Source organism: Streptomyces sp. NPDC002446 (assembly GCF_053595675.1).
Genome location: NZ_JBSFYC010000094.1, coordinates 1 through 22771, shown reverse-complemented (window position 1 = coordinate 22771; position 22771 = coordinate 1). Strand labels below are relative to the sequence as shown.

The 22771-nt window shown below is 71.7% G+C and carries 21 protein-coding genes; 14 read left to right on the top strand and 7 right to left on the bottom strand.

Annotation, left to right across the window (positions count from 1 at the left end; genetic code table 11):
* Nucleotides 1-189: 189 nt before the first annotated feature.
* The gene (locus ACWD6P_RS33400; protein ID WP_451447948.1) at nt 190-1986 is read right to left on the bottom strand and encodes an AMP-dependent synthetase/ligase; all 1797 of its coding nucleotides are present in this window, start codon (nt 1984-1986) and stop codon (nt 190-192) included.
* 289 nt (nt 1987-2275) lie between these two features.
* Between ACWD6P_RS33400 and ACWD6P_RS33395 the strand changes: the two genes are divergently transcribed.
* The 6 genes from ACWD6P_RS33395 (at nt 2276) to ACWD6P_RS33370 (ending at nt 7282) form a co-directional block, all read left to right on the top strand.
* Complete coding sequence (locus ACWD6P_RS33395) at nt 2276-3052, top strand: metallophosphoesterase family protein (RefSeq protein ID WP_451447947.1); 777 nt, start codon at nt 2276-2278, stop codon at nt 3050-3052.
* 124 nt (nt 3053-3176) lie between these two features.
* Complete coding sequence (locus ACWD6P_RS33390; RefSeq protein ID WP_451447946.1) at nt 3177-3653, top strand: SRPBCC family protein; 477 nt, start codon at nt 3177-3179, stop codon at nt 3651-3653.
* Nucleotides 3654-3655: 2 nt separating this feature from the next.
* Nucleotides 3656-4861, top strand: coding sequence for an ArsA family ATPase (locus ACWD6P_RS33385; RefSeq protein ID WP_451447945.1), 1206 nt, complete (start codon nt 3656-3658; stop codon nt 4859-4861).
* Between the two features lie 152 nt (nt 4862-5013).
* Complete coding sequence (locus ACWD6P_RS33380; protein ID WP_451447944.1) at nt 5014-5490, top strand: DUF5304 domain-containing protein; 477 nt, start codon at nt 5014-5016, stop codon at nt 5488-5490.
* Between the two features lie 56 nt (nt 5491-5546).
* On the top strand, nt 5547-6488 hold the full coding sequence (locus ACWD6P_RS33375) for an ROK family glucokinase (RefSeq protein WP_451447943.1): 942 nt from the start codon (nt 5547-5549) through the stop codon (nt 6486-6488).
* A 5-nt stretch (nt 6489-6493) separates the two neighbouring features.
* Nucleotides 6494-7282 carry an endonuclease/exonuclease/phosphatase family protein gene (locus tag ACWD6P_RS33370; RefSeq protein ID WP_451447942.1) on the top strand — a complete coding sequence of 263 codons (789 nt, stop codon included), beginning with the start codon at nt 6494-6496 and terminating at the stop codon, nt 7280-7282.
* Between the two features lie 174 nt (nt 7283-7456).
* On the opposite strand, the gene ACWD6P_RS33365 is transcribed toward ACWD6P_RS33370, so the two are convergent.
* On the bottom strand, nt 7457-8002 hold the full coding sequence (locus ACWD6P_RS33365; protein WP_451447941.1) for a hypothetical protein: 546 nt from the start codon (nt 8000-8002) through the stop codon (nt 7457-7459).
* On the bottom strand, nt 7989-8804 hold the full coding sequence (locus ACWD6P_RS33360) for an alpha/beta hydrolase (protein WP_451447940.1): 816 nt from the start codon (nt 8802-8804) through the stop codon (nt 7989-7991). The genes ACWD6P_RS33365 and ACWD6P_RS33360 overlap by 14 nt, the downstream gene beginning before the upstream one ends.
* A gap of 239 nt (nt 8805-9043) precedes the next feature.
* Between ACWD6P_RS33360 and ACWD6P_RS33355 the strand changes: the two genes are divergently transcribed.
* The 5 genes from ACWD6P_RS33355 to ACWD6P_RS33335 all read left to right on the top strand — a co-directional run bounded on the left by ACWD6P_RS33355 (nt 9044) and on the right by ACWD6P_RS33335 (nt 14275).
* Nucleotides 9044-9778, top strand: a complete 735-nt coding sequence (locus ACWD6P_RS33355) for a lysophospholipid acyltransferase family protein (RefSeq protein ID WP_451447939.1) — start codon at nt 9044-9046, stop codon at nt 9776-9778.
* A 99-nt stretch (nt 9779-9877) separates the two neighbouring features.
* Nucleotides 9878-11176 carry a MacS family sensor histidine kinase gene (macS, locus tag ACWD6P_RS33350; protein ID WP_451447938.1) on the top strand — a complete coding sequence of 433 codons (1299 nt, stop codon included), beginning with the start codon at nt 9878-9880 and terminating at the stop codon, nt 11174-11176.
* Nucleotides 11173-11850, top strand: a complete 678-nt coding sequence (locus ACWD6P_RS33345) for a response regulator (RefSeq protein WP_451447937.1) — start codon at nt 11173-11175, stop codon at nt 11848-11850. The genes macS and ACWD6P_RS33345 overlap by 4 nt, the downstream gene beginning before the upstream one ends.
* A gap of 191 nt (nt 11851-12041) precedes the next feature.
* Nucleotides 12042-13070, top strand: coding sequence for a 6-phosphofructokinase (locus tag ACWD6P_RS33340; protein WP_451447936.1), 1029 nt, complete (start codon nt 12042-12044; stop codon nt 13068-13070).
* Nucleotides 13071-13258: 188 nt separating this feature from the next.
* A complete protein-coding gene (locus tag ACWD6P_RS33335; RefSeq protein WP_451447935.1) occupies nt 13259-14275 on the top strand; it encodes a 2-hydroxyacid dehydrogenase in 1017 nt (338 codons plus the stop codon).
* On the opposite strand, the gene ACWD6P_RS33330 is transcribed toward ACWD6P_RS33335, so the two are convergent.
* Nucleotides 14241-16232: an anthranilate synthase family protein gene (locus ACWD6P_RS33330; RefSeq protein ID WP_451447934.1), complete on the bottom strand. Its 1992-nt coding sequence runs from the start codon at nt 16230-16232 to the stop codon at nt 14241-14243. The genes ACWD6P_RS33335 and ACWD6P_RS33330 overlap by 35 nt on opposite strands.
* Before the next feature lie 264 nt (nt 16233-16496).
* Here ACWD6P_RS33330 and ACWD6P_RS33325 point away from each other — a divergent pair, with 264 nt between their 5' ends.
* Together ACWD6P_RS33325 and ACWD6P_RS33320 are read left to right on the top strand one after the other, a co-directional pair.
* Nucleotides 16497-17846, top strand: coding sequence for a class II 3-deoxy-7-phosphoheptulonate synthase (locus ACWD6P_RS33325; RefSeq protein ID WP_451447933.1), 1350 nt, complete (start codon nt 16497-16499; stop codon nt 17844-17846).
* A 180-nt stretch (nt 17847-18026) separates the two neighbouring features.
* Nucleotides 18027-18314, top strand: a complete 288-nt coding sequence (locus tag ACWD6P_RS33320) for a (2Fe-2S)-binding protein (protein WP_451447932.1) — start codon at nt 18027-18029, stop codon at nt 18312-18314.
* Nucleotides 18315-18357: 43 nt separating this feature from the next.
* Here the strand turns inward: ACWD6P_RS33320 and bfr are convergent, their stop codons facing one another.
* Nucleotides 18358-18834 (bottom strand): bacterioferritin, encoded by a 477-nt coding sequence (bfr, locus tag ACWD6P_RS33315; RefSeq protein ID WP_451447931.1) that lies wholly within the window; start codon nt 18832-18834, stop codon nt 18358-18360.
* A gap of 156 nt (nt 18835-18990) precedes the next feature.
* On the opposite strand from bfr, the gene ACWD6P_RS33310 reads away from it, so the two are divergent.
* Nucleotides 18991-19614: a sulfite oxidase-like oxidoreductase gene (locus ACWD6P_RS33310; RefSeq protein WP_451447930.1), complete on the top strand. Its 624-nt coding sequence runs from the start codon at nt 18991-18993 to the stop codon at nt 19612-19614.
* 19 nt (nt 19615-19633) lie between these two features.
* Here the strand turns inward: ACWD6P_RS33310 and ACWD6P_RS33305 are convergent, their stop codons facing one another.
* Nucleotides 19634-20533 (bottom strand): deoxyribonuclease IV, encoded by a 900-nt coding sequence (locus ACWD6P_RS33305; protein ID WP_451447929.1) that lies wholly within the window; start codon nt 20531-20533, stop codon nt 19634-19636.
* Between the two features lie 51 nt (nt 20534-20584).
* A complete protein-coding gene (gene pknB, locus ACWD6P_RS33300; protein ID WP_451447928.1) occupies nt 20585-22579 on the bottom strand; it encodes a Stk1 family PASTA domain-containing Ser/Thr kinase in 1995 nt (664 codons plus the stop codon).
* Nucleotides 22580-22771 lie beyond the last annotated feature (192 nt).

Below are 22771 nucleotides of genomic sequence, written 5' to 3'. Positions count from 1 at the left end.
AGCGAAGCAGTCCACACACCAGGCCCCGGAGGACCGTCACCGGCAGCCGAACAGCCCCGCGCAGCGGCAACGCCCGCCGCAGGCGCAACGGCGAGCAAGCCAAAACGTCGGCCCAGGCAAAGCGCAGCGGAAGGGCCGCAGGCGAACCCACAGAAACCCCCACGGCGGGACAGCCGAAAACGTGCGCCGCTACCCGCGGTAAATCGCCTCGATCTCCTCCGCAAAGTCCTTCGCCACAACATTCCGCTTCAGTTTCAGCGACGGGGTGACATGGCCGGACTCCTCCGTGAACTGGGTCGGGAGGATACGGAACTTGCGGACGGACTCGGCCTTGGAGACGGCCGCGTTGCCGTCGTCGACGGCGCGCTGGACGGCGGCCAGCAGCTCGGGGTCGTCGGCGATCTCGGTCGGCGTGATGTCGGCGCGGTGGCCGTGCTCCTCGGCCCAGCGGGGGAGGAACTCCTCGTCGAGGGTGACCAGCGCGCCGATGAAGGGGCGGCCGTCGCCGACGACCATGCACTCGGCGATCAGGGCGTGGGCCCGGATGCGGTCCTCGATCACGGCCGGGGCGACGTTCTTGCCGCCCGCGGTGACCAGTATCTCCTTCTTGCGGCCGGTGATGGCGAGGTAGCCGTCCTCGTCGAGGGTGCCGAGGTCGCCGGTGTGGAACCAGCCGTCGGAGAGCGCCTCTTCGGTGGCCGAGGGGTTGTTCCAGTACTCGGTGAAGAGGTGCTCGCCGTGCAGCAGGACCTCGCCGTCGTCGGCGATGCGGACGACCGAACCCGGCAGCGGCTGGCCGACGGTGCCGATCTTCTGGCGGTCCCAGGGGTTGAAGGCGGTGGCCGCACAGGACTCCGTCAGGCCGTAGCCCTCCAGGGCGGTGAAGCCGATGCCGCGGTAGAAGTGGCCGAGGCGCTCGCCGAGCGGCGCGCCGCCGGAGATGGCGTGCGTGGCGCGGCCGCCGAGGACGGCCCGCAGCTTGCCGTAGACCAGCCGGTCGAAGAGCTTGTACTTGAGCTTGAGGCCCAGCGCCGGGCCGTCCGGCGTGTCCAGGGCGCGGCTGTAGGCGATCGCCGTGTCCGCCGCCTTGTCGAAGATCTTGCCCTTGCCGTCGGCCTGCGCCTTGGCCCGCGCCGAGTTGTAGACCTTCTCGAAGACCCGCGGCACGCCCAGGATCATCGTCGGCCGGAACGAGGCCAGGTCGTCGGTGAGGTGCTTGATGTCGGGGGCGTGGCCCAGCTTGATGGGGGCCATCACGGAGGCGACCTGCACCAGGCGGCCGAAGACGTGCGCGACGGGGAGGAAGAGCAGGACGGAGGAGTGGCCCGTACGGAACAGCGGGCGCAGGCGCTCGACCACGTTGCCGCACTCGGCGAAGAAGCTGCGGTGGCTGAGCACACAGCCCTTGGGGCGGCCGGTGGTGCCCGAGGTGTAGACGATGGTGGCGGGCGAGTCGGCGTCGGCGATGGCGCTGCGCGCGTCCACGTCGTCGTCCGACAGGGAGGCGCCGGCTGCCTGCAGCCGGGCGATCGCGTCCCGCTCGATCTGCCAGATGTTCGCCAGCTCGGGCAGCCGGTCGCGGACCGACTCGACGGTCGCCTCGTGGTCGGGCGTCTCCACCAGGCAGGCCACCGCGCCGGAGTCGCCGAGGATCCACTGGATCTGCTCGGCGGAGCTTGTCTCGTACACGGGGACGGTGATCGCGCCGGCGCTCCAGATGGCGAAGTCCAGCAGCGTCCACTCGTAGCGGGTGCGCGACATCAGGCCGACCCGGTCACCGGCCTGGATGCCGGACGCGATCAGACCTTTGGCGGCGGCACGGACCTCGGCGAGGAAGGTGGCGGCGGTGACGTCCTGCCACACCCCGTTCACCTTGCGCCCCATGACGGCAACATCCGGGTGCTGCGCGGCATTTCGGCGGATGAGATCCGTCAGATTGCCGTCCGCGGGGACCTCGTACAGGGCCGGAAGGCTGAACTCGCGCAAGACTGCTGCTCCTCAAAAGCGCCGGCGCCACGACGCTGTGTGTACACCGGAGGCGGTCCATGATCATGCAAGGGGGGATCGGACTGCCCGGACGTTACCCATCGGTATTGCTTTTGGGATAGGGGGGAACGGCCAGATGTTTCATGCGTCACAACTTGCGGACGCGCCTATCGGGGACTGTCCAGCGCAGACTAGACCAGCGGGTCGGTGACCCGAAAGTAACCTCGGACCAGGGCAACTGTCCGGGCGGGCCCTCCCGGTGCCGGCGTCGGCGATCTAGGGTGACGCCATGCGTGTGCATGTGGTCAGTGACGTACATGGCAACAGCCAGGACCTCGCGGCGGCCGGGGACGGTGCCGACGCCCTGGTCTGCCTCGGCGACCTGGTGCTCTTCCTCGATTACGACGACCACTCGCGCGGCATCTTCCCCGACCTCTTCGGCGTCGCGAACGCCGACGCGCTCATCGAGCTGCGCACCGCCCGCCGCTTCGACGAGGCGCGTGAGCTGGGCCGGCGGCTGTGGGGCGAGCTGGATCGCGCGGGCGCGAGCCGCGAGTCGGTCATCGAGGGCGCGGTCCGACGGCAGTACGCCGAACTCTTCGCGGCCTTCCCGACCCCCACGTACGCCACCTACGGCAACGTCGACATGCCGCGCCTGTGGCCCGAGTACGCCGGACCCGGCACCACCGTCCTGGACGGGCAGCGGGTGGAGATCGGCGGCCGGGTCTTCGGCTTCGTCGGCGGCGGGCTGACCACGGCCATGCGGACCCCCTACGAGATCAGCGACGAGGAGTACGCCGCCAAGATCGAGGCGGTCGGCGAGGTGGACGTGCTGTGCACCCATATCCCGCCGGATGTGCCCGAGCTCTGCTACGACACCGTCGCCCGCCGCTTCGAGCGCGGCAGCGCGGCCCTGCTGCACGCCATCCGTACCACCCGGCCGCGCTACTCCCTCTTCGGCCATGTCCACCAGCCGCTGGCCCGCAGGGTCCGTGTCGGGGGCACGGAATGCGTCAATGTCGGCCATTTCAATGCGACCGGGACCCCCTATGTCCTGGAGTGGTGAGCCCGGCCGCGTCCACCGCCCATTCCCCGCGCGGTAGCCTTCAGCAGCAGAGACACCGCGTTGGGGACACCGCGTGGCAGAGCGTCGGCGGACCGGCATGAATCGGCATGGAGGAGTCACGGCGATGGCCGAACACACCAGCTCTAGCATCACGATCGAGGCGGCACCCGCCGAAGTGATGGGAGTGATCGCCGACTTTGACCGCTACCCGGAGTGGACCGGCGAGGTCAAAGAGGCAGAGGTGCTCGCCAAGGACGACCAGGGGCGGGCGGCGCAGGTGCGCCTGCTGCTGGACGCCGGAGCGATCAAGGACGACCACACCCTCGCCTACACCTGGACCGGCGCCGACGAGGTCAGCTGGTCCCTGGTCAAGTCGCAGATGCTGCGAGCCCTCGACGGCTCCTACCGCCTCGCGTCGCTGAACGACGGGGCGAGCACCGAGGTGACCTACCAGCTCACCGTCGACGTCAAGATCCCGATGCTCGGCATGATCAAGCGCAAGGCCGAGAAGGTCATCATCGACCGCGCACTGGCCGGGCTGAAGGAGCGCGTGGAGAGCGTCCGCGCCGCCGGGTCCGCCGACGAGGCCAAGAAGCTCTGAGCGTGCGCATCGTCCTCGTCACCGGCCCCGGCGGCGCCGGGCGCACCACGCTCGCCGCCGCCACCGCCCTGGCCGGCGCCCGCCGCGGCGCGCGGGCACTGCTGCTCACCACGGAGAGCAGCGCGCCGGAAACGGTGCTGGGCACCCCCCTCGGATCCGACGCCCCCACCCCGATAGCGCCCGGCCTGCACGCGCGCCGGATCGACCCCGGCGACCGCTTCCGCCAGGAGTTCCTCGCCTTCCAGGAGCGCGCCGGCGCCGCCCTCGACCTCCTGGGTGCGTCCCCCCTCGACGAGGACGAACTCACCGAGCTCCCCGGCTCCGAGGACTTCGCGCTGCTGCACGCGCTGCGCGCCGCACACTCCTCGGACGACTGGGACATCGTCGTCGCCGACATGCCCTCGGCCGCCGAAACGATCCGGCTGCTGGCCCTGCCGAACCAGGTACGCCGCTACCTGCGCCGCCTGCTGCCCCCCGAGCGCCAGGCGGCCCGCGCACTGCGGCCGGTGCTCGCCCAGCTCGCCGGCGTCCCGATGCCGGCCCAGAAGCTGTACGAGGCCGCCGAGCGCTGGGAGAGCGAACTCGCCGCCGTCCAGCGGGCGATCGACGACCCCGGCACGTCCGTACGCCTGGTCACCGAGGCCGGCCCGGTCGCCGCGGCCAACCTGCGCACCATCCGCGCCGGACTCGCCCTGCACGGCCGCCGCACCGACGGCGTGGTCGTCAACCGGCTGCTGCCCACCGGCTCCGCCGACCCCTTCCTCGCCGCGCTCTCCGGCAGCCAGCAGACGGCCCTCAAGGCGCTGCGCGAGGAGTTCCCCGACGTCCCCGTCCACGAGGTGCCGCACCTGGGGCGCGACCCCCAGGGCGTCGAGGAGCTCGACGAGCTGATCGACGGGCCGGCCGGCCAACTGGGCGCGGCGCTGCCCGCCCAGGGGCACCACCGCACCGACCCGTGGACCGTCGACGACCGCCTGGCCACCGACGGCATCCTGGTCTGGCGGGTCCCGCTGCCCGGCGCCGAGCGCCGGGGCCTGGGCCTGGTCCGCCGCGGCGACGAGATCGTGGTGACCGTCGGCCGCTTCCGCCGGATCCGTACGCTGCCCTCCGCGCTGCGCCGCTGCACGGTCTCGGGCGCCGGACTGCGCGACGGCGTCCTGGAGATCCGCTTCACCCCCGATCCGGACCTGTGGCCCAAGAGCGACTGAAACCGGTACGCCCGTTCGGGTAACGTCGAGGGTGAGCCACCGCCCCGACGTGCCCGTCCTGACGTATCTGTCGTCCCGGAGGGTCCGCCCCGGCGCGCCGCCCCCGCACCCTTCGCCGTACCGCCTCGCCGCAGCAGTCCACGGAGTTCATCATGAGCGATGCCACCGAGCGCCCAGCCGACCGCAAGGCCGAGCCCGATGCCGACGCGTGGGAGACCGCCTGCGCCGAGGACCTCGCGGCCGAGCGGGCCCGCCACCGGGCCGCGTACGGCCCGCAGCCGGGCAGCGCGGCCGAGGAGCTGCGCAAGCTCGCCGACGCGGTGACCGACAAGCTCGCCGGCATCCAGCTGCCCGGCGCGCTCGGCGGGATCGCCGCACAGAGCGCCGTCAGCCAGCTCTTCAAGCAGGCCAAGGCCGCCGTCGAGCCGGTCATCGAGCGCAACCCCGACATCTTCGACCACCTCGCCGCGGCCGGCTCCGAGCTGCTGGCCGCCTACCGCTCCGCCGTCGCGGGCAGCGAGCGCCGCTGGACCCGCGACGACCTCGACGACCGGCCCGAGGGCCGCCGCGACGACGATCCGCGCGACGACGACGGCCCCACCGGCACCGAGCGAATCGATCTCGACTGATCCCAGCTCCGGTACGGTGGGTCCTGGCGGGGTTCGAGCGAAAAACTGAGGGACACATGGGACTCACCATCGGCGTCGACATCGGCGGCACGAAGATCGCGGCCGGCGTGGTCGACGAAGAGGGCTCGATCCTTGAGACGTGCAAGGTGCCGACCCCGCAGGCCACCGACGCCCTGACCGAAGCCATCGCGGACGCGGTCCGCACGGTAGGGGCCGGCCATCACGTCGAGGCGGTCGGCATCGGTGCCGCCGGCTATGTCGACGAGAAGCGGGCCACGGTCCTGTTCGCACCGAACATCGACTGGCGCCACGAACCGCTCAAGGACAAGGTCGAACAGCGCGTCGGCCTCCCCGTCGTCGTCGAGAACGACGCCAACGCCGCGGCCTGGGGCGAGTACAAGTTCGGCGCCGGCCAGGGCCACAGCGACGTCATCTGCATCACGCTCGGCACGGGCCTGGGCGGCGGCATCATCATCGGCAACAAGCTGCGCCGCGGCCGCTTCGGCGTCGCCGCCGAGTTCGGCCACATCCGGGTCGTGCCCGACGGCCTGCTGTGCGGCTGCGGCAGCCAGGGCTGCTGGGAGCAGTACGCCTCCGGCCGCGCCCTGCTGCGCTACGCCCGCCAGCGCGCCTTCGCCACCCCGGAGAACGCCCAGATCCTGCTGTCGCTCGGCGACGGCACGTCCGAGGGCATCGAGGGCCGGCACGTCAGCGAGGCGGCCCGCCAGGGCGACCCGGTGGCCATCGACTCCTTCCGCGAGCTGGCCCGCTGGGCCGGCGCCGGACTGGCCGACCTCGCCTCGCTCTTCGACCCCTCGGCCTTCATCGTCGGTGGCGGCGTCTCGGACGAGGGCGAGCTGGTCCTCGAACCGATCCGCAAGTCCTTCCGCCGCTGGCTGGTCGGCAACCAGTACCGGCCGCACGCCCAGGTGCTCGCCGCCCAGCTCGGCGGCAAGGCCGGACTGGTCGGCGCGGCCGACCTGGCGCGCCAGGGCTGACGCCGATGGTGGCTGAGCACACCGCACTCCCCGCGTCCGGTACCGAGGAAGGCGCTGCTTCCGAGGCCCGGGAAGGCAGCGGCTCCGCGGTCGTCCGTGTGCTCAGCTACAACATCCGCTCGATGCGCGACGACCGGGCGGCGCTGGCCAGGGTCATCCGGGCCTGCGCCCCCGATCTCGTCCTGATCCAGGAGGCGCCGCGGTTCTTCCGCTGGCGCAAGGCCGCCGAGCGGCTGGCCCGCTCGGCGGGCCTGGTCCATGTCACCGGCGGCGCCACGACCGCCGGCCCGATGATCCTCTCCACGCTCCGCGCCCATGTGGAGCGCACGGAGGACATCCTGCTGCCCCGCACCCCCGGGCTGCACCAGCGCGGCTTCGCCACCGCCGTGGTCCGCATCGGCCGCGCCCGGCTCGGCGTCCTCAGCTGCCATCTCAGCCTCGCCGACCGGGAACGCTACGAGCAGGCCGGGCTGCTCCTGGAGCAGGTGGCGGCGCTCGGCGTGCCGCACACGGTCGCCGGCGGCGACCTCAACGACCGCCCCGAGGGCCGCAGCTTCCGCCGGGTGGCGGCCGCCCTCACGGACGCCTGGACGGCCAGGCCCTGGGGCGGGGAGTTCACCTCCACCCCCCGCGCACCGCACCAGCGGATCGACGCCGTCTTCGTGAGCGACGGCGTCGAGGTACTGGGATGCGGGGTGCCGCACGGTCTGCCCGGGGTACGGGCCGACGACCTGCTGGCCGCCTCGGACCATCTGCCGGTACTGGCGGCCTTGCGGGTGCCGGCGGTCGGCTAGGGCCTGTCCTGGCGCCTGTCGGCTAGCGCCCGTCGGGAATACCTCCCGTCCCGCACCCGTTGTGGCCCCGCAGGGGGCCCTCGCGTCCCCTACGGGATCCGTTCGCCTTCGCCCTAAGGGACCCCATCCCAGGGCACCCCTCGCGAGACCCCGACCCGGCCCGGGACCCCGCCGTCAGACCACCGCCCCGCCGCCCGGCAGATGATCGTCGTCCTCGTCGTCGTTTTTCATCCGGGCCACGAGCGTGGCGAAGCCGCCCACGAAGCCACCGATGCCCAGGACCGTGATCCACCAGGTCACGGGCTGCTGGAAGAGCACCATGGCCATCAGGAGCAGCGGGCCGCCGAGCACGGCGATCCAGGCGAACTTGGTGGTGGCGTCGGCCTTGGGCAGCGGGGGCGGCTCGGGCGGGGTGAAGTGGCCCTCGTCACTCTCGTCGAAGTCGTCGTCGGAGGGTTCGGCACCGGACCAGTCGCGCGGGCCGACGCCCGGGGCGAAGACCACGAAGCTCCCGGGACTCGGGCGCTCGCCCTCGTCCTTGCCCTTTCCCGTGGTGGCGTTCGCGGCGGGCTGACCGTTGTCGTCGTCGTTCTTGTCGTCGTTCTTGCCGTCGTCCGTCGCCGGGAAGGACGGCTGCTCGCCGTAGCCCGCCACGATCTCGGCCCAGGCGGCCTCTTCGTCCAGCGGGTCCCGGGGGTCGCGGGGGCTACGCTCCGCCACGGGCCGCCGTCCCCTCCTGGGCCGCGTCCGTCACGTCCGCCGCGTCCTTCCGCGCCTCCGGGGCGAGCCGGGAGATGAAGGCGAAGGTGTCCCGGCAGATCTGCTCCGCGTCGTGGTCGAGCGTGGCGACGTGGTAGCTGCGCTCCAGCAGCGTCTGGCGGACGTCCGTCGACGACACCCGGGCGAGGATCCGCTCGGAGTCCACCGGCGGTACGACGTGGTCCTGCGGGCTGGTCATCACCAGCAACGGCTGGGTGACCTGCGGGAGTTCGGAGTCGACCTGCTGGAAGAACCGGCGCAGCGAGTGCGCGGCGTGCAGCGGCACGCGGTCGTAGCCGACCTCCTCGACGCCGGGCCTGGCGATGTCGCTGGCGATCCCCTTCGTGGTGCGTACGACGTGGCGCAGCGCCGGCAGCAGCGGCGCAGCCGCGTCATGGACCTTGTTGCCGGGGTTGACCAGGGCCACCCCGCTGATCGCGGCGCCGTGCTTGGCGGCCAGCCGCAGCGCCAGCGCGCCGCCCATGGACAGGCCGCAGACGAACACCTTGGTGCACTGCTCGGACAGCGCGCGCAGCTCGCGGTCGACCTCGGCGTACCAGTCCTGCCAGGTCGTGATCTGAAGGTCCTGCCACCGGGTGCCGTGACCGGGCAGCAGCGGGAGGGCGACGGTCAGCCCCTGGTCGGCCAGATATTCGGCCCAGGGGCGTACGGACTGGGGCGAACCGGTGAAGCCGTGGCACACAAGGACGCCGACCTCTCCGCCGTCACGGCGGAACGGCTCGGCTCCGGGAAGGAGCGGCACCGGGGGACTCCGATCGATGAGGGGGCCTGGCGAGTTACCCCAGGGTACGCAAAGTGACCGCGAGCGGGTAGACGAGTGGGGCCTGTGTCCGACGGCGCTCGGGGGCCGCCGGGGGCCCCGTACGCGGGCGTGCACCGGCCGCCGAGCGCCTTCGGAGCCCGGCCGGGGAGAGCGCGTCACCGCGGCAGGTTAAGGTCTTTGCGTCACACACAGGAGGCAGTCGGTTGATCTACGGCGCAATGAAGTTTTCCATCGGCGGGTCGCTGAAGCTTGCCTTCCGGCCCTGGGTGGAAGGCATCGAGAACATTCCCGCCGAGGGTCCGGCGATCCTCGCGAGCAACCACCTGTCCTTCTCGGACTCCTTCTTCCTGCCCGCGGTGCTCGACCGCAAGGTCACCTTCATCGCCAAGTCGGAGTACTTCACCTCCCCTGGGGTGAAGGGCAAGCTGACCGCCGCGTTCTTCAAGGGCGTGGGCCAGCTGCCGGTCGACCGCTCGGGCGGCCGGGGCGCGGGCGAGGCGGCGATCAAGAGCGGCATCGAGGTGCTGGAGCGCGGTGAGCTGTTCGGCATCTACCCGGAGGGCACCCGCTCCCCGGACGGCCGGCTCTACCGCGGCAAGCCCGGCGGCCTGGCCCGGGTGGCGCTGGCCACCGGCGCACCGGTCATCCCCGTGGCGATGATCGACACCGAGAAGGTGCAGCCTCCGGGCAAGATCGTGCCGAAGATGATCCGGCCGGGCATCCGTATCGGCAAGCCGCTGGACTTCACCCGCTACCAGGGCATGGAGGGCGACCGCTTCATCCTGCGGTCGGTCACCGACGAGGTCATGTACGAGATCATGAAGCTGTCGGGCCAGGAGTACGTCGACATCTACGCGACCGCCGCCAAGCGGCAGATCGCGGAGGCGGCGAAGGCCGCGGAGGCGAAGAAGAAGGCCGAGGCGGAGCAGGCCAAGAAGGCCGCCGCCGAATAGGCCGAGCAGACGGACAGAGCCGAGGCCGGGCGCGGCGCGCCCGGCGGGGGGTGGGGGCCGGCAGTGACGGAAACGGGCATACGGACGGTGGACGGCTCCATGGCCGCCAGGCGCCACGGCAAGCACCCCAAGGTGGTGCGGATGTCCGTCGAGCTCCCGCTGTGGCGCGCGCTCACCGGCTACCGCATCCTCACCCTCGTCTACACCCTGTGCCTGGTGGCGCTCTCGTACCGCAGGTACGAGCATCCGCTGGGCGCCGTTGCCTACATGGGCGCGCTCACCGTCTGGATGGCGCTGACCTGGCGGCGGACGACCTCCGCGGAGCGCTGCACCCGGCGCTTCCTGATCGCCGACCTCGGCTTCGCGGTCGGCGGGATCCTGCTGACCATGCTGGTGGACAGCCGCGCCCGCATCATGGATGGTGCGCCGACGCTGCCCTCCATCTGGACGGCGGGTGCCGTCCTGGGCTTCGCGATCAAGGGCGGCTGGCGCTGGGCGGCGGCGGCCTCCACTGCGGTGGCGCTGGCCAATGTCGTCGAGCGCCAGGAGCTGGCCCGCGACACCGTCCACAACGTGGTGCTGGTGTGGGTGGCCAGCGTCGCCATCGGCTATGTCGTCGAGGTGGCGCGCGCCAGTGAGCGCACCCTCGCCAGGGCGCTGCAGATAGAGGCCGCCACCCGCGAGCGCGAGCGGCTGGCCCGCGACATCCACGACAGCGTGCTGCAGGTCCTGGCGATGGTGCAGCGGCGCGGTGCGGCGATCGGCGGCGAGGCGGCCGAACTGGGCCGGATGGCGGGCGAGCAGGAGGTCGCGCTGCGGACCCTGGTCGCCGGCGGGCTGGTGCCGCCGGCGCGGCACGGGGGCGCGCGGCCGGTGCCGTACGCGGGCGACGGGGGCCGGGGGGCGCCGCCCGTGCCGGACGGCGGGGACCGGGCGGCCGGGCCCGCCGCGGGCGCACCGTCACCGGCCGCCGACGGGCCCTGCGACGTCCGGGCGCTGCTCGCGCCGCATGCCGGCGCCGGTGTCACCTTCTCCGAGCCGGGCGCCCCGGTCCAGCTGCCGGCGGCCGCGGCGGCGGAGCTCGCGGCCGCTGTCAGTGCCGCGTTGGACAATGTACGGGTGCACGCGGGGGCCGATGCCCACGCGTGGATCCTGGTGGAGGACGAACCGCACGCGGTGATCGTGACGGTCCGCGACGACGGCCCCGGCATCCCCGAGGGCCGGCTCGCGGACGCCGAGCGTGAGGGCCGGCTGGGGGTGGCCCTGTCGATCCGCGGCCGGCTGCGGGACCTGGGCGGCAGCGCCGAGTGGGTCTCGGTCCCCGGCCAGGGTACGGAAGTGGAGTTGACGGTCCCCAAGGGCGCGGCGCCCGGGGGCGGAAGGCGGGGGAAGGCATGAGTGTGCGCGAACAGCCGGGCCTGCGGGTCATGGTGGTCGACGACCACCCGATGTGGCGCGACGCGGTCGCACGGGATCTGTCGGAGGCCGGGTTCGACGTGGTGGCGACGGCCGGCGACGGCCTCCAGGCGGTGCGCCGGGCGCAGGCCGCCTCGCCCGAGGTCCTGGTCCTGGACCTGAATCTGCCGGGACTGCCCGGCGTGCGGGTGTGCAAGGAACTGGTCGCCGCCAATCCGGCGCTGCGGGTGCTGGTGCTGTCCGCCAGCGGTGAGCACGCCGATGTGCTGGAGGCGGTCAAGTCCGGTGCGACCGGCTATCTGCTGAAGTCGGCGAGCACGCAGGAGCTGCTGGACGCGGTGCGGCGCACGGCCGCCGGGGACGCGGTGTTCACACCGGGCCTGGCGGGCCTGGTGCTCGGCGAGTACCGCAGGCTGGCGACGGAGCCCGCCCCGGCGACGGCGGACGAGCCGGGCGCACCGCAGCTGACGGAGCGTGAGACCGAGGTGCTGCGCCTGGTGGCCAAGGGGCTCTCGTACAAGCAGATCGCCGAGCGCCTGGTGATCTCGCACCGCACGGTGCAGAACCACGTCCAGAACACCCTCGGCAAGCTCCAGTTGCACAACCGCGTGGAGCTGGTGCGCTATGCCATAGAGCGCGGCCTCGACGAGGCATGACGGCCGTCTCCCGGCGGGGGCCCGAGGCGGTCCGCTCGTACGGGTGAACACCTCACGGCAACTCCCCGGAAAATCCCCGGAATCGCCATTTGTCCCATCCCGGAGTGACGCAGGTCACCATTAGCGTGACCGGCGTCGGATCGACCACGGCCGTGCGCGGCCAATGAAACGGGATATAGGTGATTGCAGCGATGCGGGTCGGAGTACTGACCGGTGGCGGCGACTGCCCGGGTCTGAACGCGGTGATCAGGGGCATCGTCCGCAAGGGCACCCAGGAGTACGGATATGACTTCGTCGGCTTCCGGGACGGCTGGCGCGGGCCGCTCGAAGGCGACACGCTGCCGCTGGACATCCAGGCGGTGCGCGGCATTCTCCCCCGGGGCGGCACGATCCTCGGCTCGTCGCGGACCAACCCCTTCCAGCAGGACGACGGTGTCCGCCGGATCAGGGAGAACCTCGCCAAGCACGAGATCGAGGCGCTGATCGCCATCGGCGGCGAGGACACCCTCGGCGTCGCGGCGCGGCTCTCCGACGACTACGCGGTCCCCTGCGTCGGCGTCCCGAAGACCATCGACAACGACCTGTCCGCCACGGACTACACCTTCGGCTTCGACACCGCCGTCGGCGTCGCCACCGAAGCCATCGACCGGTTGCACACCACCGCCGAATCCCATATGCGGGTCCTGGTCGTCGAGGTGATGGGCCGGCACGCCGGCTGGATCGCGCTGCACTCCGGCCTGGCCGGCGGCGCGAACGTCATCCTCATCCCCGAGCAGCGCTTCGACGTCGAGCAGGTCTGCCGGTGGATCGAGTCCCGTTTCCGGGCGAGCTACGCCCCGATCGTGGTGGTCGCCGAGGGCGCGATGCCCAAGGACGGCCAGATGGTGCTCAAGGACGACTCCACCGACTCCTTCGGGCATGTCCGGCTGTCGGGCGTGGGGGAGTGGCTGGCCAAGGAGATCGAGTCGCGAACGGGCAAGGAGGCCCGTACGACGGTGCTCGGGCACACCCAGCGCGGCGGTACGCCCAGCGCCTTCGACCGCTGGCTGGCCACCCGCTTCGGGCTGCACGCCATCGACGCGGTGCACGACGGCGACTTCGGGAAGATGGTCGCGCTGCGCGGTACGGACGTCGTCCGGGTGCCGATCTCGGAGGCGACCGCGAAGCTGAAGACGGTCGATCCGGCGCTCTATGCCGAGGTCGGCGTCTTCTTCGGCTGAGCCCGGCGCGGCTCGCCCCGCTCCGCCGCCCGCCCCTGCCCCGCTTCTCCGGGGGCACCGGCGGGCGAGGGGCCGTATATTCGCAATATTCGCATACGCGACATATGCACCGCTGTGCGGCCCCTCGCTCCCCGGCGGGGCCGCTCACCGGCGGGGACACTGAACCGGCGGGAGAACCGGGAGAGCTCGTGGAGATCGTCGCCTTCGGCGTGCAGGCGGACGAGCGGCCGCTGCTGGAGAAGGCCTTCGCCGGCCACCACCAGATCCGCAGCCTGGACGTCTTCCTCAACCGCGATACCGCCCCCATCGCGCACGGCTACGAGATCGTCAGCAGCAGCGTCAACGCCGATCTGAGCGCCGATGTGCTGCAGACCCTCGCGGCCGGCGGGACGAAGATGGTCGCCCAGCGCTCCACGGGCTACAACAACATCGACCTTCAGGCCGCCGCCGACCTCGGCATGAGCATCGGCCGGGTCTCCCGCTACTCGCCGTACGCGGTCGCGGAATTCGCCTGGGCCCTCGCGCTGGCCGTCAACCGCCGCCTGGTCCGCGCCAGCCAGCGCACCCGCAACTTCGACTTCCGGCTCGACGGCCTGATGGGCCGCGATCTGCGCGGCCGTACGGCGGGCGTGCTGGGCACCGGCCGGATCGGCGAGGCGTTCACCCGGATCGCGCACGGCTTCGGCATGAACCTGCTGGGCTGGGACGTCGTCGAGAATCCGCGCTGTGCCGAGCTGGGCATGGAGTACGTCACCCAGGAGCGGCTGTTCGCCGAGGCCGATCTGATCACCCTGCACGTCCCGCTGGTGGAGGCCACCCGGCACCTCGTCGACGCCGCCGCGCTGGCCGCGATGAAGGACGAGGCGATCCTGGTCAACTCCAGCCGCGGCGGGCTCGTCGACACCGCGGCCCTCGTCGACACGCTCAAGGCCGGCCGGCTCACCGGCGTCGGCCTGGACGTCTACGAGGAGGAGGCCGGGTTCTTCTACTTCGACAAGTCCCTCGACGTCATCGACGACGACACCCTCGCCCGCCTGATGACCTTCGGGAACGTCCTGGTCACCTCCCACCAGGCGTACTTCACCCAGGAGGCGGTCGGCCAGATCATCGAGGCCACCGTGGCCAACGTCGAGGACCATCTGACCGGCCGCACCAACGAGAACATGCTGGTCACACGAGGACAGCTGCCAGCAGCTGCGCGGTGACCGCGGCGCCGTCCAGCGTCAGCACCGACTCCGGGTGGAACTGCACCCCGGCGAACCCCGGACCGCGCAGTGCGTGCACCTCGCCGGTGACCGCGTCCCGGCTCAACTCGACGCGGTGCATGGCGAGTTCGGCGGCCGTACGGTCGTCGCAGCGGGCCGTGAAGGTGTTGTAGAAGCCGACCGTCTCCGGCCGCCCGAAGAAGTCGATCCGCTCCTGCGCGCCCTGGAAGGGCACCTCCTTGCGGACGATCTCCAACCCCAGCTCCGCGGCGAGCAGTTCATGGCCCAGACAGACGCCCAGCAGGCCATGGCGGTGCTCGGCGACCAGCTCGGCGGTCAGCGCGCGCAGAAAGCGCATCTTGGGGTCGGCGGCGTCGGACGGGTCGCCCGGCCCCGGTCCCAGCACGAGGGGACCCCGGTGCGCACGGGCCGCCTCGCGCAGCCCCGGCTCGTCGAAGCGGCGCACGGTGACGGTCAGCCCCGAGGTGCGCAGCAGATGCGCCAGCATCGCGGTGAAGGTGTCCTCCGCGTCGACGACCAGGGCGTGGCCGCTGAGCGAGGCGGTCGGCGCGGTGGTCTGCATCCGCAGCCAGAACGGGGCCAGATCGGCGCGGCGGGCGTCCAGCGCGGCCCGCACGCGGGGGTCGTCGGCCAGCCGCGGCGGCCGGCCCGCGGCGGCCGGACGCGCCGGCGCCTCCCGTACCCCCAGTGCGGTCAGCACGCCCGCCGCCTTGGCGTGCGTCTCGGCGACCTCGCCGTACGGGTCGGAGGCGCGCACCAGCGTGGCGCCGACCGGCACCCGCAGCCGGCCGTCGGCGGCGATGTCGGCGGTACGGATCAGGATCGGCGAGTCCAGCGTCTGCGCGCCTCCGGCGTCCCGGCCGAGGAGGGCGAGCGCGCCCGCGTAGTAGCCGCGCCCGCGCCCGTCCGGGCCCACCGGCTCGTGCCGCTCGATGACCCGGCAGGCGTTCTGCACCGGCGAGCCGGTGACCGTCGCCGCGAACATCGTCTCCCTGAGCACCTCGCGCACATCGAGGGTGGACCGGCCGCGCAGCTCGTACTCGGTGTGCGCGAGGTGCGCCATCTCCTTGAGCCGCGGCCCGATCACCACCCCGCCCCGGTCGCCGACCGTGCACATCATCTTCAGCTCCTCGTCCACCACCATCGACAGCTCCTCGACCTCCTTGCGGTCGCCGAGGAACGCCAGCAGGCCCTCGGGGGTGGGGCCGCCGGCCGGGTAGCGGTAGGTGCCGCTGATCGGATTCATCACGACCGTTTCGCCGGTCATCCGCACGTGCACCTCGGGGCTGGCGCCGACCAGCGTGCGCACTCCGGGGCGGTGCACGACATACGTCCAGTACGCGCCGCGCTCACCGGCCAGCAGCCGCCGGAACAGCGCCAGCGCGTCGGCCGCCGAGAAGTCCGCGATCGTGCCCTCGAACGTCCGGCGGACGACGAAGTTCGCCCCCTCGCCGGTGCCGATCTCGTCCCGGACGACCCGCTCGACGATCTCCGCGTAGGCGTCGTCGTCCACGTCGAACGCCCCGTCCGCCACCCGTACGTCATGCGCCGGCAGCGCCGCCAGCACCTCGTCCAGCGGCAGCTCGCAGGTCTCGTCGGGGCGGAGCACCGCCAGCGGGGTGCCGTCGTCATGGGCCCTAAAGCCGCGCTCGCGGATCTGCCGGAACGGGATCAGCGCCAGCGCGTCGGTCACCGGCGCGTCCGGCACCGTCTCACCCAGTGGGATGTCGGCGAGCCGCTCGACCTCGGTCACCTCGCCGATCAGCACCTCGACGATGGGGGCACCTCCCGGTCGAGCGAAGCCGAGAGTGGGGGACGCCGCCTCCCGGCCGGGGGAGCGGCGGCGCAGCAGGGCGAACGGCGGGCAGGCGGGGTCGAGCAGCCGCCGGACGAGCGCGGCGGCGTCGCAGCGGGCGGGGTGGGGCTCGCGGTGCATGGCGGGTTCCTTCCGGAGGGGCCGGGAAGAGCCAGGTGAGGAACAGCCGCCGCAAACGCCGAAGGCCGCCCTCGGGCGGCCTTCGCGAAGTGTGGGATGTGCGCGCGAATCAGTGGGCCGCCGGAAGAGCGGTCCACCACCAGTTCATGTTCATGGCCGGTCGCGTGCACATGGGGGGCACCCTACCGGACCGTCCGAGTGCGGTGTGTCTCAAAGTCCGGATGGCGGACGGACAGCCTCACGGGACCCCGTAATGTGGGGCATGTGACCGTGAACGCTGAAACCCACGCCGGTGGCAACACCTGGCGAGACCTGCCCGCGGCGCAGCAGCCTGACTGGCCGGACCAAGAGGCTCTGCGCGATGTGATCGCGGAGCTCGAGTCCTATCCGCCGCTCGTCTTCGCGGGCGAGTGCGACCAGCTGCGCGAGCGCCTGGGAGCGGTCGCCCGTGGTGAGGCGTTCCTGCTTCAGGGCGGCGACTGCGCGGAGGCCTTCGACGCCGTATCCGCCGAGCACATCCGTAACAAGCTCAAGACGCTCCTGCAGATGGGCGCCGTCCTCACCTACGCCGGGTCCGTCCCGGTGGTCAAGGTCGGCCGGATCGCCGGCCAGTACAGCAAGCCGCGCTCCAAGCCCACCGAGACCCGCGACGGGGTGACGCTGCCGACCTACCGCGGCGACTCCGTCAACGGCTTCGAGTTCACCGAGGCGGCCCGGATCCCGGACCCGCAGCGGCTGAAGCGGATGTACAACGCCTCCGCGGCGACCCTCAACCTCGTGCGCGCCTTCACCACCGGCGGCTACGCCGACCTGCGGCAGGTGCACGCCTGGAACCAGGACTTCGTGAAGTCCTCGCCCTCCGGGCAGCGCTACGAGGCGCTGGCCCGCGAGATCGACCGCGCGCTGAACTTCATGAACGCCTGCGGGGTCGACCCGGAGGAGTTCAAGACCGTCGAGTTCTTCTCCTCCCACGAGGCGCTGATCCTCGACTACGAGTCGGCGCTGACCCGCACGGACTCGCGCACCGGCAACCTCTACGACGTCTCCGGCCACATGGTCTGGATCGGCGAGCGCACCCGTCAGCTGGACGGTGCGCACATCGAGTTCGCCGCGCGCATCCGCAACCCGATCGGCGTCAAGCTCGGCCCGACGACCACGCCGCAGGAGGCGCTCACGCTCATCGAGCGCCTCGACCCGGAGCGTGAGCCGGGCCGGCTGACCTTCATCACCCGTATGGGCGCGGACAAGGTCCGTGACAAGCTCCCCGAGCTGGTCGAGAAGGTCACCGCCTCCGGTGCGCAGGTCGCCTGGATCTGCGACCCGATGCACGGCAACACCTTCGAGGCGGCCTCCGGTCACAAGACCCGGCGCTTCGACGACGTGCTGGACGAGGTCAAGGGCTTCTTCGAGGTCCACAAGAGCCTCGGCACGCACCCGGGCGGCATCCACGTCGAGCTGACCGGCGACGACGTCACGGAGTGCGTGGGCGGCGGCGACGAGATCTTCGTCGACGATCTGCACCAGCGCTACGAGACCGCCTGCGACCCGCGGCTCAACCGCAGCCAGTCGCTGGACCTGGCCTTCCTGGTGGCGGAGATGTACCGCGACCAGTGAGCGGGAAGTGAACGGAAGTGGGGCGCGGATCGTGTGATCCGCGCCCCACTGCGTTGCTCGGGCCCCGGCGGGCGTTGTTAAGCCGCCCGGGAGGCGGGTAAGGTAAGGGTAACCTCACTCAAGATCAGCTGAGCTGATCGATGAGCCTTCTCCGAGCCGCCCCTACGGAGGTGAACCCGCGTGTACGTATGCTCCTGCTTCGGGATCACCGAGCAGCAGGTTCGCGAGCACGCGGACACCGGCGCCTGCACGCCCCGCCAGATCGCCTCCGCCTGCAAGGCCGGCACCGACTGCGGCAGCTGCGTACGGCGCATACAGGCCCTGCTCGGCCGGGGCAGCTGCCCCCGCCGGGAGCTCATCGACAGCGGTGCGTCCGACCCCTTGGCCCCGGAGGATCAAGCACCCGGGCCGCAGCGGGGCGCGGAGGTGGGCGCAGTGGCGCCCGCGGCGCTCTCGGAGGCCGCGTAGTCCCCAGGGGCGTCCGGCAGGTCCCCGCCATCGCGTGGCTCGCTCAGCTCGGCTGCTCGATCACCTGGGCGATGTAGAGGGCTTCCCCGAGCTTCTCGATCAGCTCCAGCTGGGTGTCGAGATAGTCGATGTGGTGCTCCTCGTCCGCGAGGATCTCCTCGAAGATATTCGCCGAGGTGATGTCACCCTTGTTGCGCATCAGCTCGATACCGCGCTTGAGCCGGTCGATCGCCTCGACCTCGATCTGCCGGTCGGCCTGGAACATCTCGGTGACGGACTGGCCGACCCGGACGTGGAACAGCCGCTGGTAATTCGGCAGACCGTCGAGGAAGAGAATCCGGTCCGTCAGCACCTCCGCATGCTTCATCTCGTCGAAGGACTCGGCGCGGGTGTACTTCGCGAGCTTCGTCCAGCCGAAGTTCTCCTGCATCTTGGCGTGCAGGAAGTACTGGTTGATGGCGGTCAGCTCGGCGGTCAGCTGCTCGTTGAGGAATTCGATGACCTCGGGGTCGCCCTGCATGGCTGCGGGCTCCTTCCACGCGAGAACTGGGCAGGTGCCGCGCATCCTCGCACCGCGCGGAGCGGGGCGTCCAGTAAGTGCACGCTTAGTACGAGTTGCCCGAATCCCTTCCTCCCTGGTCATCGGCACCCCTTCCGGTCTGACAACATGGAGGGCATGGGTCAGCCGAAAAGCCGCGAAGAGGAGCATGCTCAGCTGCCTCCCGGGCAGCGGCTCCAGCGGGGCTGGCCGGTGACGCATTACGGACCGGTCCCGAAGTTCCGCCCCGAACGCTGGGAGTTCCGGGCTTTCGGCGCCACCGCGGACGGCGAGAAGCACTGCTGGACGCACGACGAATTCACGGCGCTGCCGTACGCCACGGTCGTCGCGGATATGCACTGCGTGACGAAATTCAGCATGCTCGGCGCCGAATGGGGCGGGGTGCTCACAAAGACCGTTCTGGACCTTGCGCCGCCCGCGCCGGATGTCACCCATGTGATGGTGTGGGCCGAGTACGGCTTCAGCTCCAATCTGCGGCTGGAGGATTTCGCCGCGGAGAAGTGCATCTTCGCCACACACCGCTCCGGCGAACTGCTCACCGCCGAGCACGGTTTCCCGGTCCGCCTGATCGTCCCGCATCTCTACGCCTGGAAAGGCCCCAAGTGGGTCCGCGGCATCGAATACATGCGGGCCGACCGCCGCGGATTCTGGGAGGAACGCGGCTATCACAACCTGGGTGACCCGTGGCGCGAGCAGCGCTACTCCTACCAGGAAGAGCCCGGGGAAGGCCCCGAGCTCTGACACCTGGTCGCCGGCGCCCCTACGGCAGCCGCAGCCCCTTCAGGCGGGCCACGTCCGCCGCATGCCCCTCCTTGCCGCCCGGGGTCTCCACGACCAGCGGCACCCCGGCCGTCGACGGATGGGTGAAAAGCTCCGCGAACGGCTCCGTACCGATGTGACCCGCGCCGATGTTGGCGTGCCTGTCCTTGTGCGCGCCGACCACGTCCTTGGAGTCATTGGCGTGGACCAGCTTGAGCCGGCCCTCGCCGGTGACCTCCACCAGCTCGTCCAGCAGCGCCTTCATCCCGCCTGGCGCCGCCATGTCGTGCCCGGCCGCGAACGCATGGCAGGTGTCCAGGCAGACCCCCAGCTTCGGATGCCGGTCCAGCGCGTCGAAGTACGGCCCCAGATCCTCGGCACGGGCGCACAGCGACGCGCCCTGCCCGGCCGTCGGCTCCAGCAGCAACCAGGGGTCGTCGGGGTGCGTCAGCTCGTCGAGCAACGGCCGCATCCGCTCCCTGACCTGCGCCATCGCCGCCGCACGCGGCCGCCCGCCGGTCGCCGAACCGGTGTGTACGACCACCCCCAGCGCCCCGATCTCCCGGCCGCGCCGCAGCGAATGACGCAGTGACGCCACGGACCGGTCGACCGTCGCCTCCGTGTGCGAGCCGAAGTTGATCAGATACGGCGCATGGACGTACACCGGCATGCCCTGCAGCGCACAGGCCGCGCGGAACGCCTCGTCCTGTTCGGGGTTGCCGGGCAGCGTCGCCCAGCCGCGCGGATTGGCCACGAAGACCTGCACGACCTCGTCGCCCATCTCACGGGCGTACGGAATGCCGGTCTTCGCCAGGCCACCGGCCACCGGCACATGGCCGCCGACCGGATTACGGTCACGGGCGCGCCGCTCGGCGCCCTGGGGGGAGGAGGTTCTGCTCACCCTCCCAGGGTGCCAGCCGCGCCGCGGCCGCCGAACGCCGGATCCCCGGCGCTACAGCGCGCCCTTCAGCTTGATGGTGATCGTGCCGCCCTTGGGAGCCTTCTCACCGGACTCGACGGACTGGGACTCGACCTCGTCCTGCGGGAACAGGAACGGCTTGTCCACCTCGACCGTGAAGCCGAGAGCGGCCAGCTCCTTCTTGGCGTCCGCTTCGCTCTTGCCGGTGACGTCCGGGACGGTGATCATCTCGGGGCCCTTGGAGAGCGTGAGGGTGACCGTTTCGCCCTTGCCGAGCTTCTTTCCCGCACCCGGCGTCTGCCGGGCGACGGTGCCCTTGTCCTGCGGGGAGTGCACCTGCTGCTCGACGACCCGCACCCGCAGTCCCGCCGCGCGCAGCGTGGACTCGGCCTCCGCGCGGTCGCTGCCGATCACACCGGGCACATCGACCGGTGAGCCCCGGCTGATGGTCAGCGCCACCGCAGTATCGGGCCGCCGCTTGCTGCCCGCCTCCGGGTCCGTACGGATCACCGAGCCCTTGGCGACCTCGTCGCTGAACTCGCGGGTCTCGGTGCCCGGGATCAGCCCGCGGTCGCGCAGCTTGCGCTTGGCGTCCGCGACCGGGGTCCCCGACAGATCCGGGACGGCGACGATCTCGGGCCCGCGGGAGACGGTGACGGTGACCGTGTCCGTACCGCGGATCTGCTTGCCGTTCGCCGGGTCCGTCTTCATGACACGGCCGCGCTCCACGTTGGAGCTGAAGCCGCGTACGACCTTGACCCCCAGCCCCGCGTCCCGCAGCGTCTTGACGGCCTTGTCCTGCGGCATGTCCAGCACCGCCGGGACGGTGGTGAACTGGCCGAAGTTGATGTACCAGACGCCCGTACCGACACCCAGGACCAGCAGCACGGCCGCGATGACGGTGATCAGCCGCCGCCGCTGGAGCAGCCCGCCGGCGGGCGCCGCGGGGGGCGCAGGCGCCGCGGGGGCCGCCGGCACCGGGCGCAGCCGGGTCGTCTGCTCCGCCGGCGGCACCTCCAGACGGCTGGTGCGGTTCAGCTGCGCGTCCTGTGCCCCCGGCAGCGGCAGCTGTACGCCGTCGACCCGCGGTATCACGTCGGTACGCTCCGAGCCGTCGCCCGTGTCCTCGCCGTCCTCGGACGCCTCCCGGGCCTGCGGCGGTACGACGTCCAGCTGCGCGTCGCTCAGCCCGGCACGGGCCGCTCGCGCCCGGGACAGCAGCGCCACCGCGTCCTGTGCGCGCTGCTGCGGATCGCGGGCGGTGGCCAGCGCGACCAGCTCGTCCAGCTGCGGCGCGAGCCCCGGGACCAGCTCGGACGGCGGCAGCACGTCCTCGTGCAGATGCTGGTAGAGGACCTGCGCCACCGAGCCGCCGCTGTGCGGCTTGCCGCCGGTCAGCATCTCGTAGAGCACCACACCGCAGGCGTAGACGTCGACCCGGGCGTCCGCGGTGCCGTGCTCCAGCTGCTCGGGCGCCAGGTAGGAGACCGTGCCCAGGAGGGAGCCCGTCGAGGCGGTGGTGTTGGTGTCCACCGCGCGCACCAGACCGAAGTCGGCGACCTTGACCCGGCCGTCGTCGCCGATCAGGACGTTCTCCGGCTTCATGTCGCGGTGCACCAGCCCGGCGCGGTGCGCGGCGCCCAGGGCGGCCAGGATCGGCTCCAGGATGTCCAGCGCGGCCCGCGGCTGCAGGGCGCCCCGCTCGCGCAGCACGTCGCGCAGCGTGCAGCCGGCGACGTACTCCATCGCCAGATAGACGTACGTACCGTCCGTGCCCTGGTCGAAGACGCCCACCACGTTCGGGTGCGACAGCCGCGCGACCGACTTCGCCTCACGGATGAAGCGGTCCACGAACGCCCCGTCCGCGGCGAGGCTCGGGTGCATCACCTTCAGCGCGAGCACACGGTCGAGCCGGGTGTCCACCGCCCGGTAGACCGTGGCCATTCCGCCGGCGGCGATGCGCGACTGGACGCGGTAGCGGCCGTCGAGCAGCTGGCCCACGAGCGGGTCTTGGAGCGTCGTATCCACGGCAGAGGAGTCTATTGCCCTTCCGCTGCGCTTTGCCTGCTGCCCACGTGTTCGGCTTTCCCGCCGTGGGGGTTGCGCTTGTTTCGCCTGCGGCGAGCTGATTGCCGCTGCGCGGGGCTGTTCGGCTGCCGGTGTCGGTCCTCCGGGGCAGGGTGTCCGGACTGCTTCGCTTTACGTCCGGACACCCTGCCC

Bases quoted from the DNA above. Each gene is read 5' to 3' on its own strand.
- ACWD6P_RS33395 (WP_451447947.1), top strand. From the start codon at position 2,276: ATGCGTGTGCATGTGGTCAGTGACGTACATGGCAACAGCCAGGACCTC.
- ACWD6P_RS33390 (WP_451447946.1), top strand. From the start codon at position 3,177: ATGGCCGAACACACCAGCTCTAGCATCACGATCGAGGCGGCACCCGCC.
- ACWD6P_RS33380 (WP_451447944.1), top strand. From the start codon at position 5,014: ATGAGCGATGCCACCGAGCGCCCAGCCGACCGCAAGGCCGAGCCCGAT.
- ACWD6P_RS33375 (WP_451447943.1), top strand. From the start codon at position 5,547: ATGGGACTCACCATCGGCGTCGACATCGGCGGCACGAAGATCGCGGCC.
- ACWD6P_RS33370 (WP_451447942.1), top strand. From the start codon at position 6,494: ATGGTGGCTGAGCACACCGCACTCCCCGCGTCCGGTACCGAGGAAGGC.
- ACWD6P_RS33355 (WP_451447939.1), top strand. From the start codon at position 9,044: ATGAAGTTTTCCATCGGCGGGTCGCTGAAGCTTGCCTTCCGGCCCTGG.
- macS (WP_451447938.1), top strand. From the start codon at position 9,878: ATGGCCGCCAGGCGCCACGGCAAGCACCCCAAGGTGGTGCGGATGTCC.
- ACWD6P_RS33345 (WP_451447937.1), top strand. From the start codon at position 11,173: ATGAGTGTGCGCGAACAGCCGGGCCTGCGGGTCATGGTGGTCGACGAC.
- ACWD6P_RS33340 (WP_451447936.1), top strand. From the start codon at position 12,042: ATGCGGGTCGGAGTACTGACCGGTGGCGGCGACTGCCCGGGTCTGAAC.
- ACWD6P_RS33330 (WP_451447934.1), bottom strand. From the start codon at position 16,232: ATGCACCGCGAGCCCCACCCCGCCCGCTGCGACGCCGCCGCGCTCGTC.
- bfr (WP_451447931.1), bottom strand. From the start codon at position 18,834: ATGCAGGGCGACCCCGAGGTCATCGAATTCCTCAACGAGCAGCTGACC.
- ACWD6P_RS33310 (WP_451447930.1), top strand. From the start codon at position 18,991: ATGGGTCAGCCGAAAAGCCGCGAAGAGGAGCATGCTCAGCTGCCTCCC.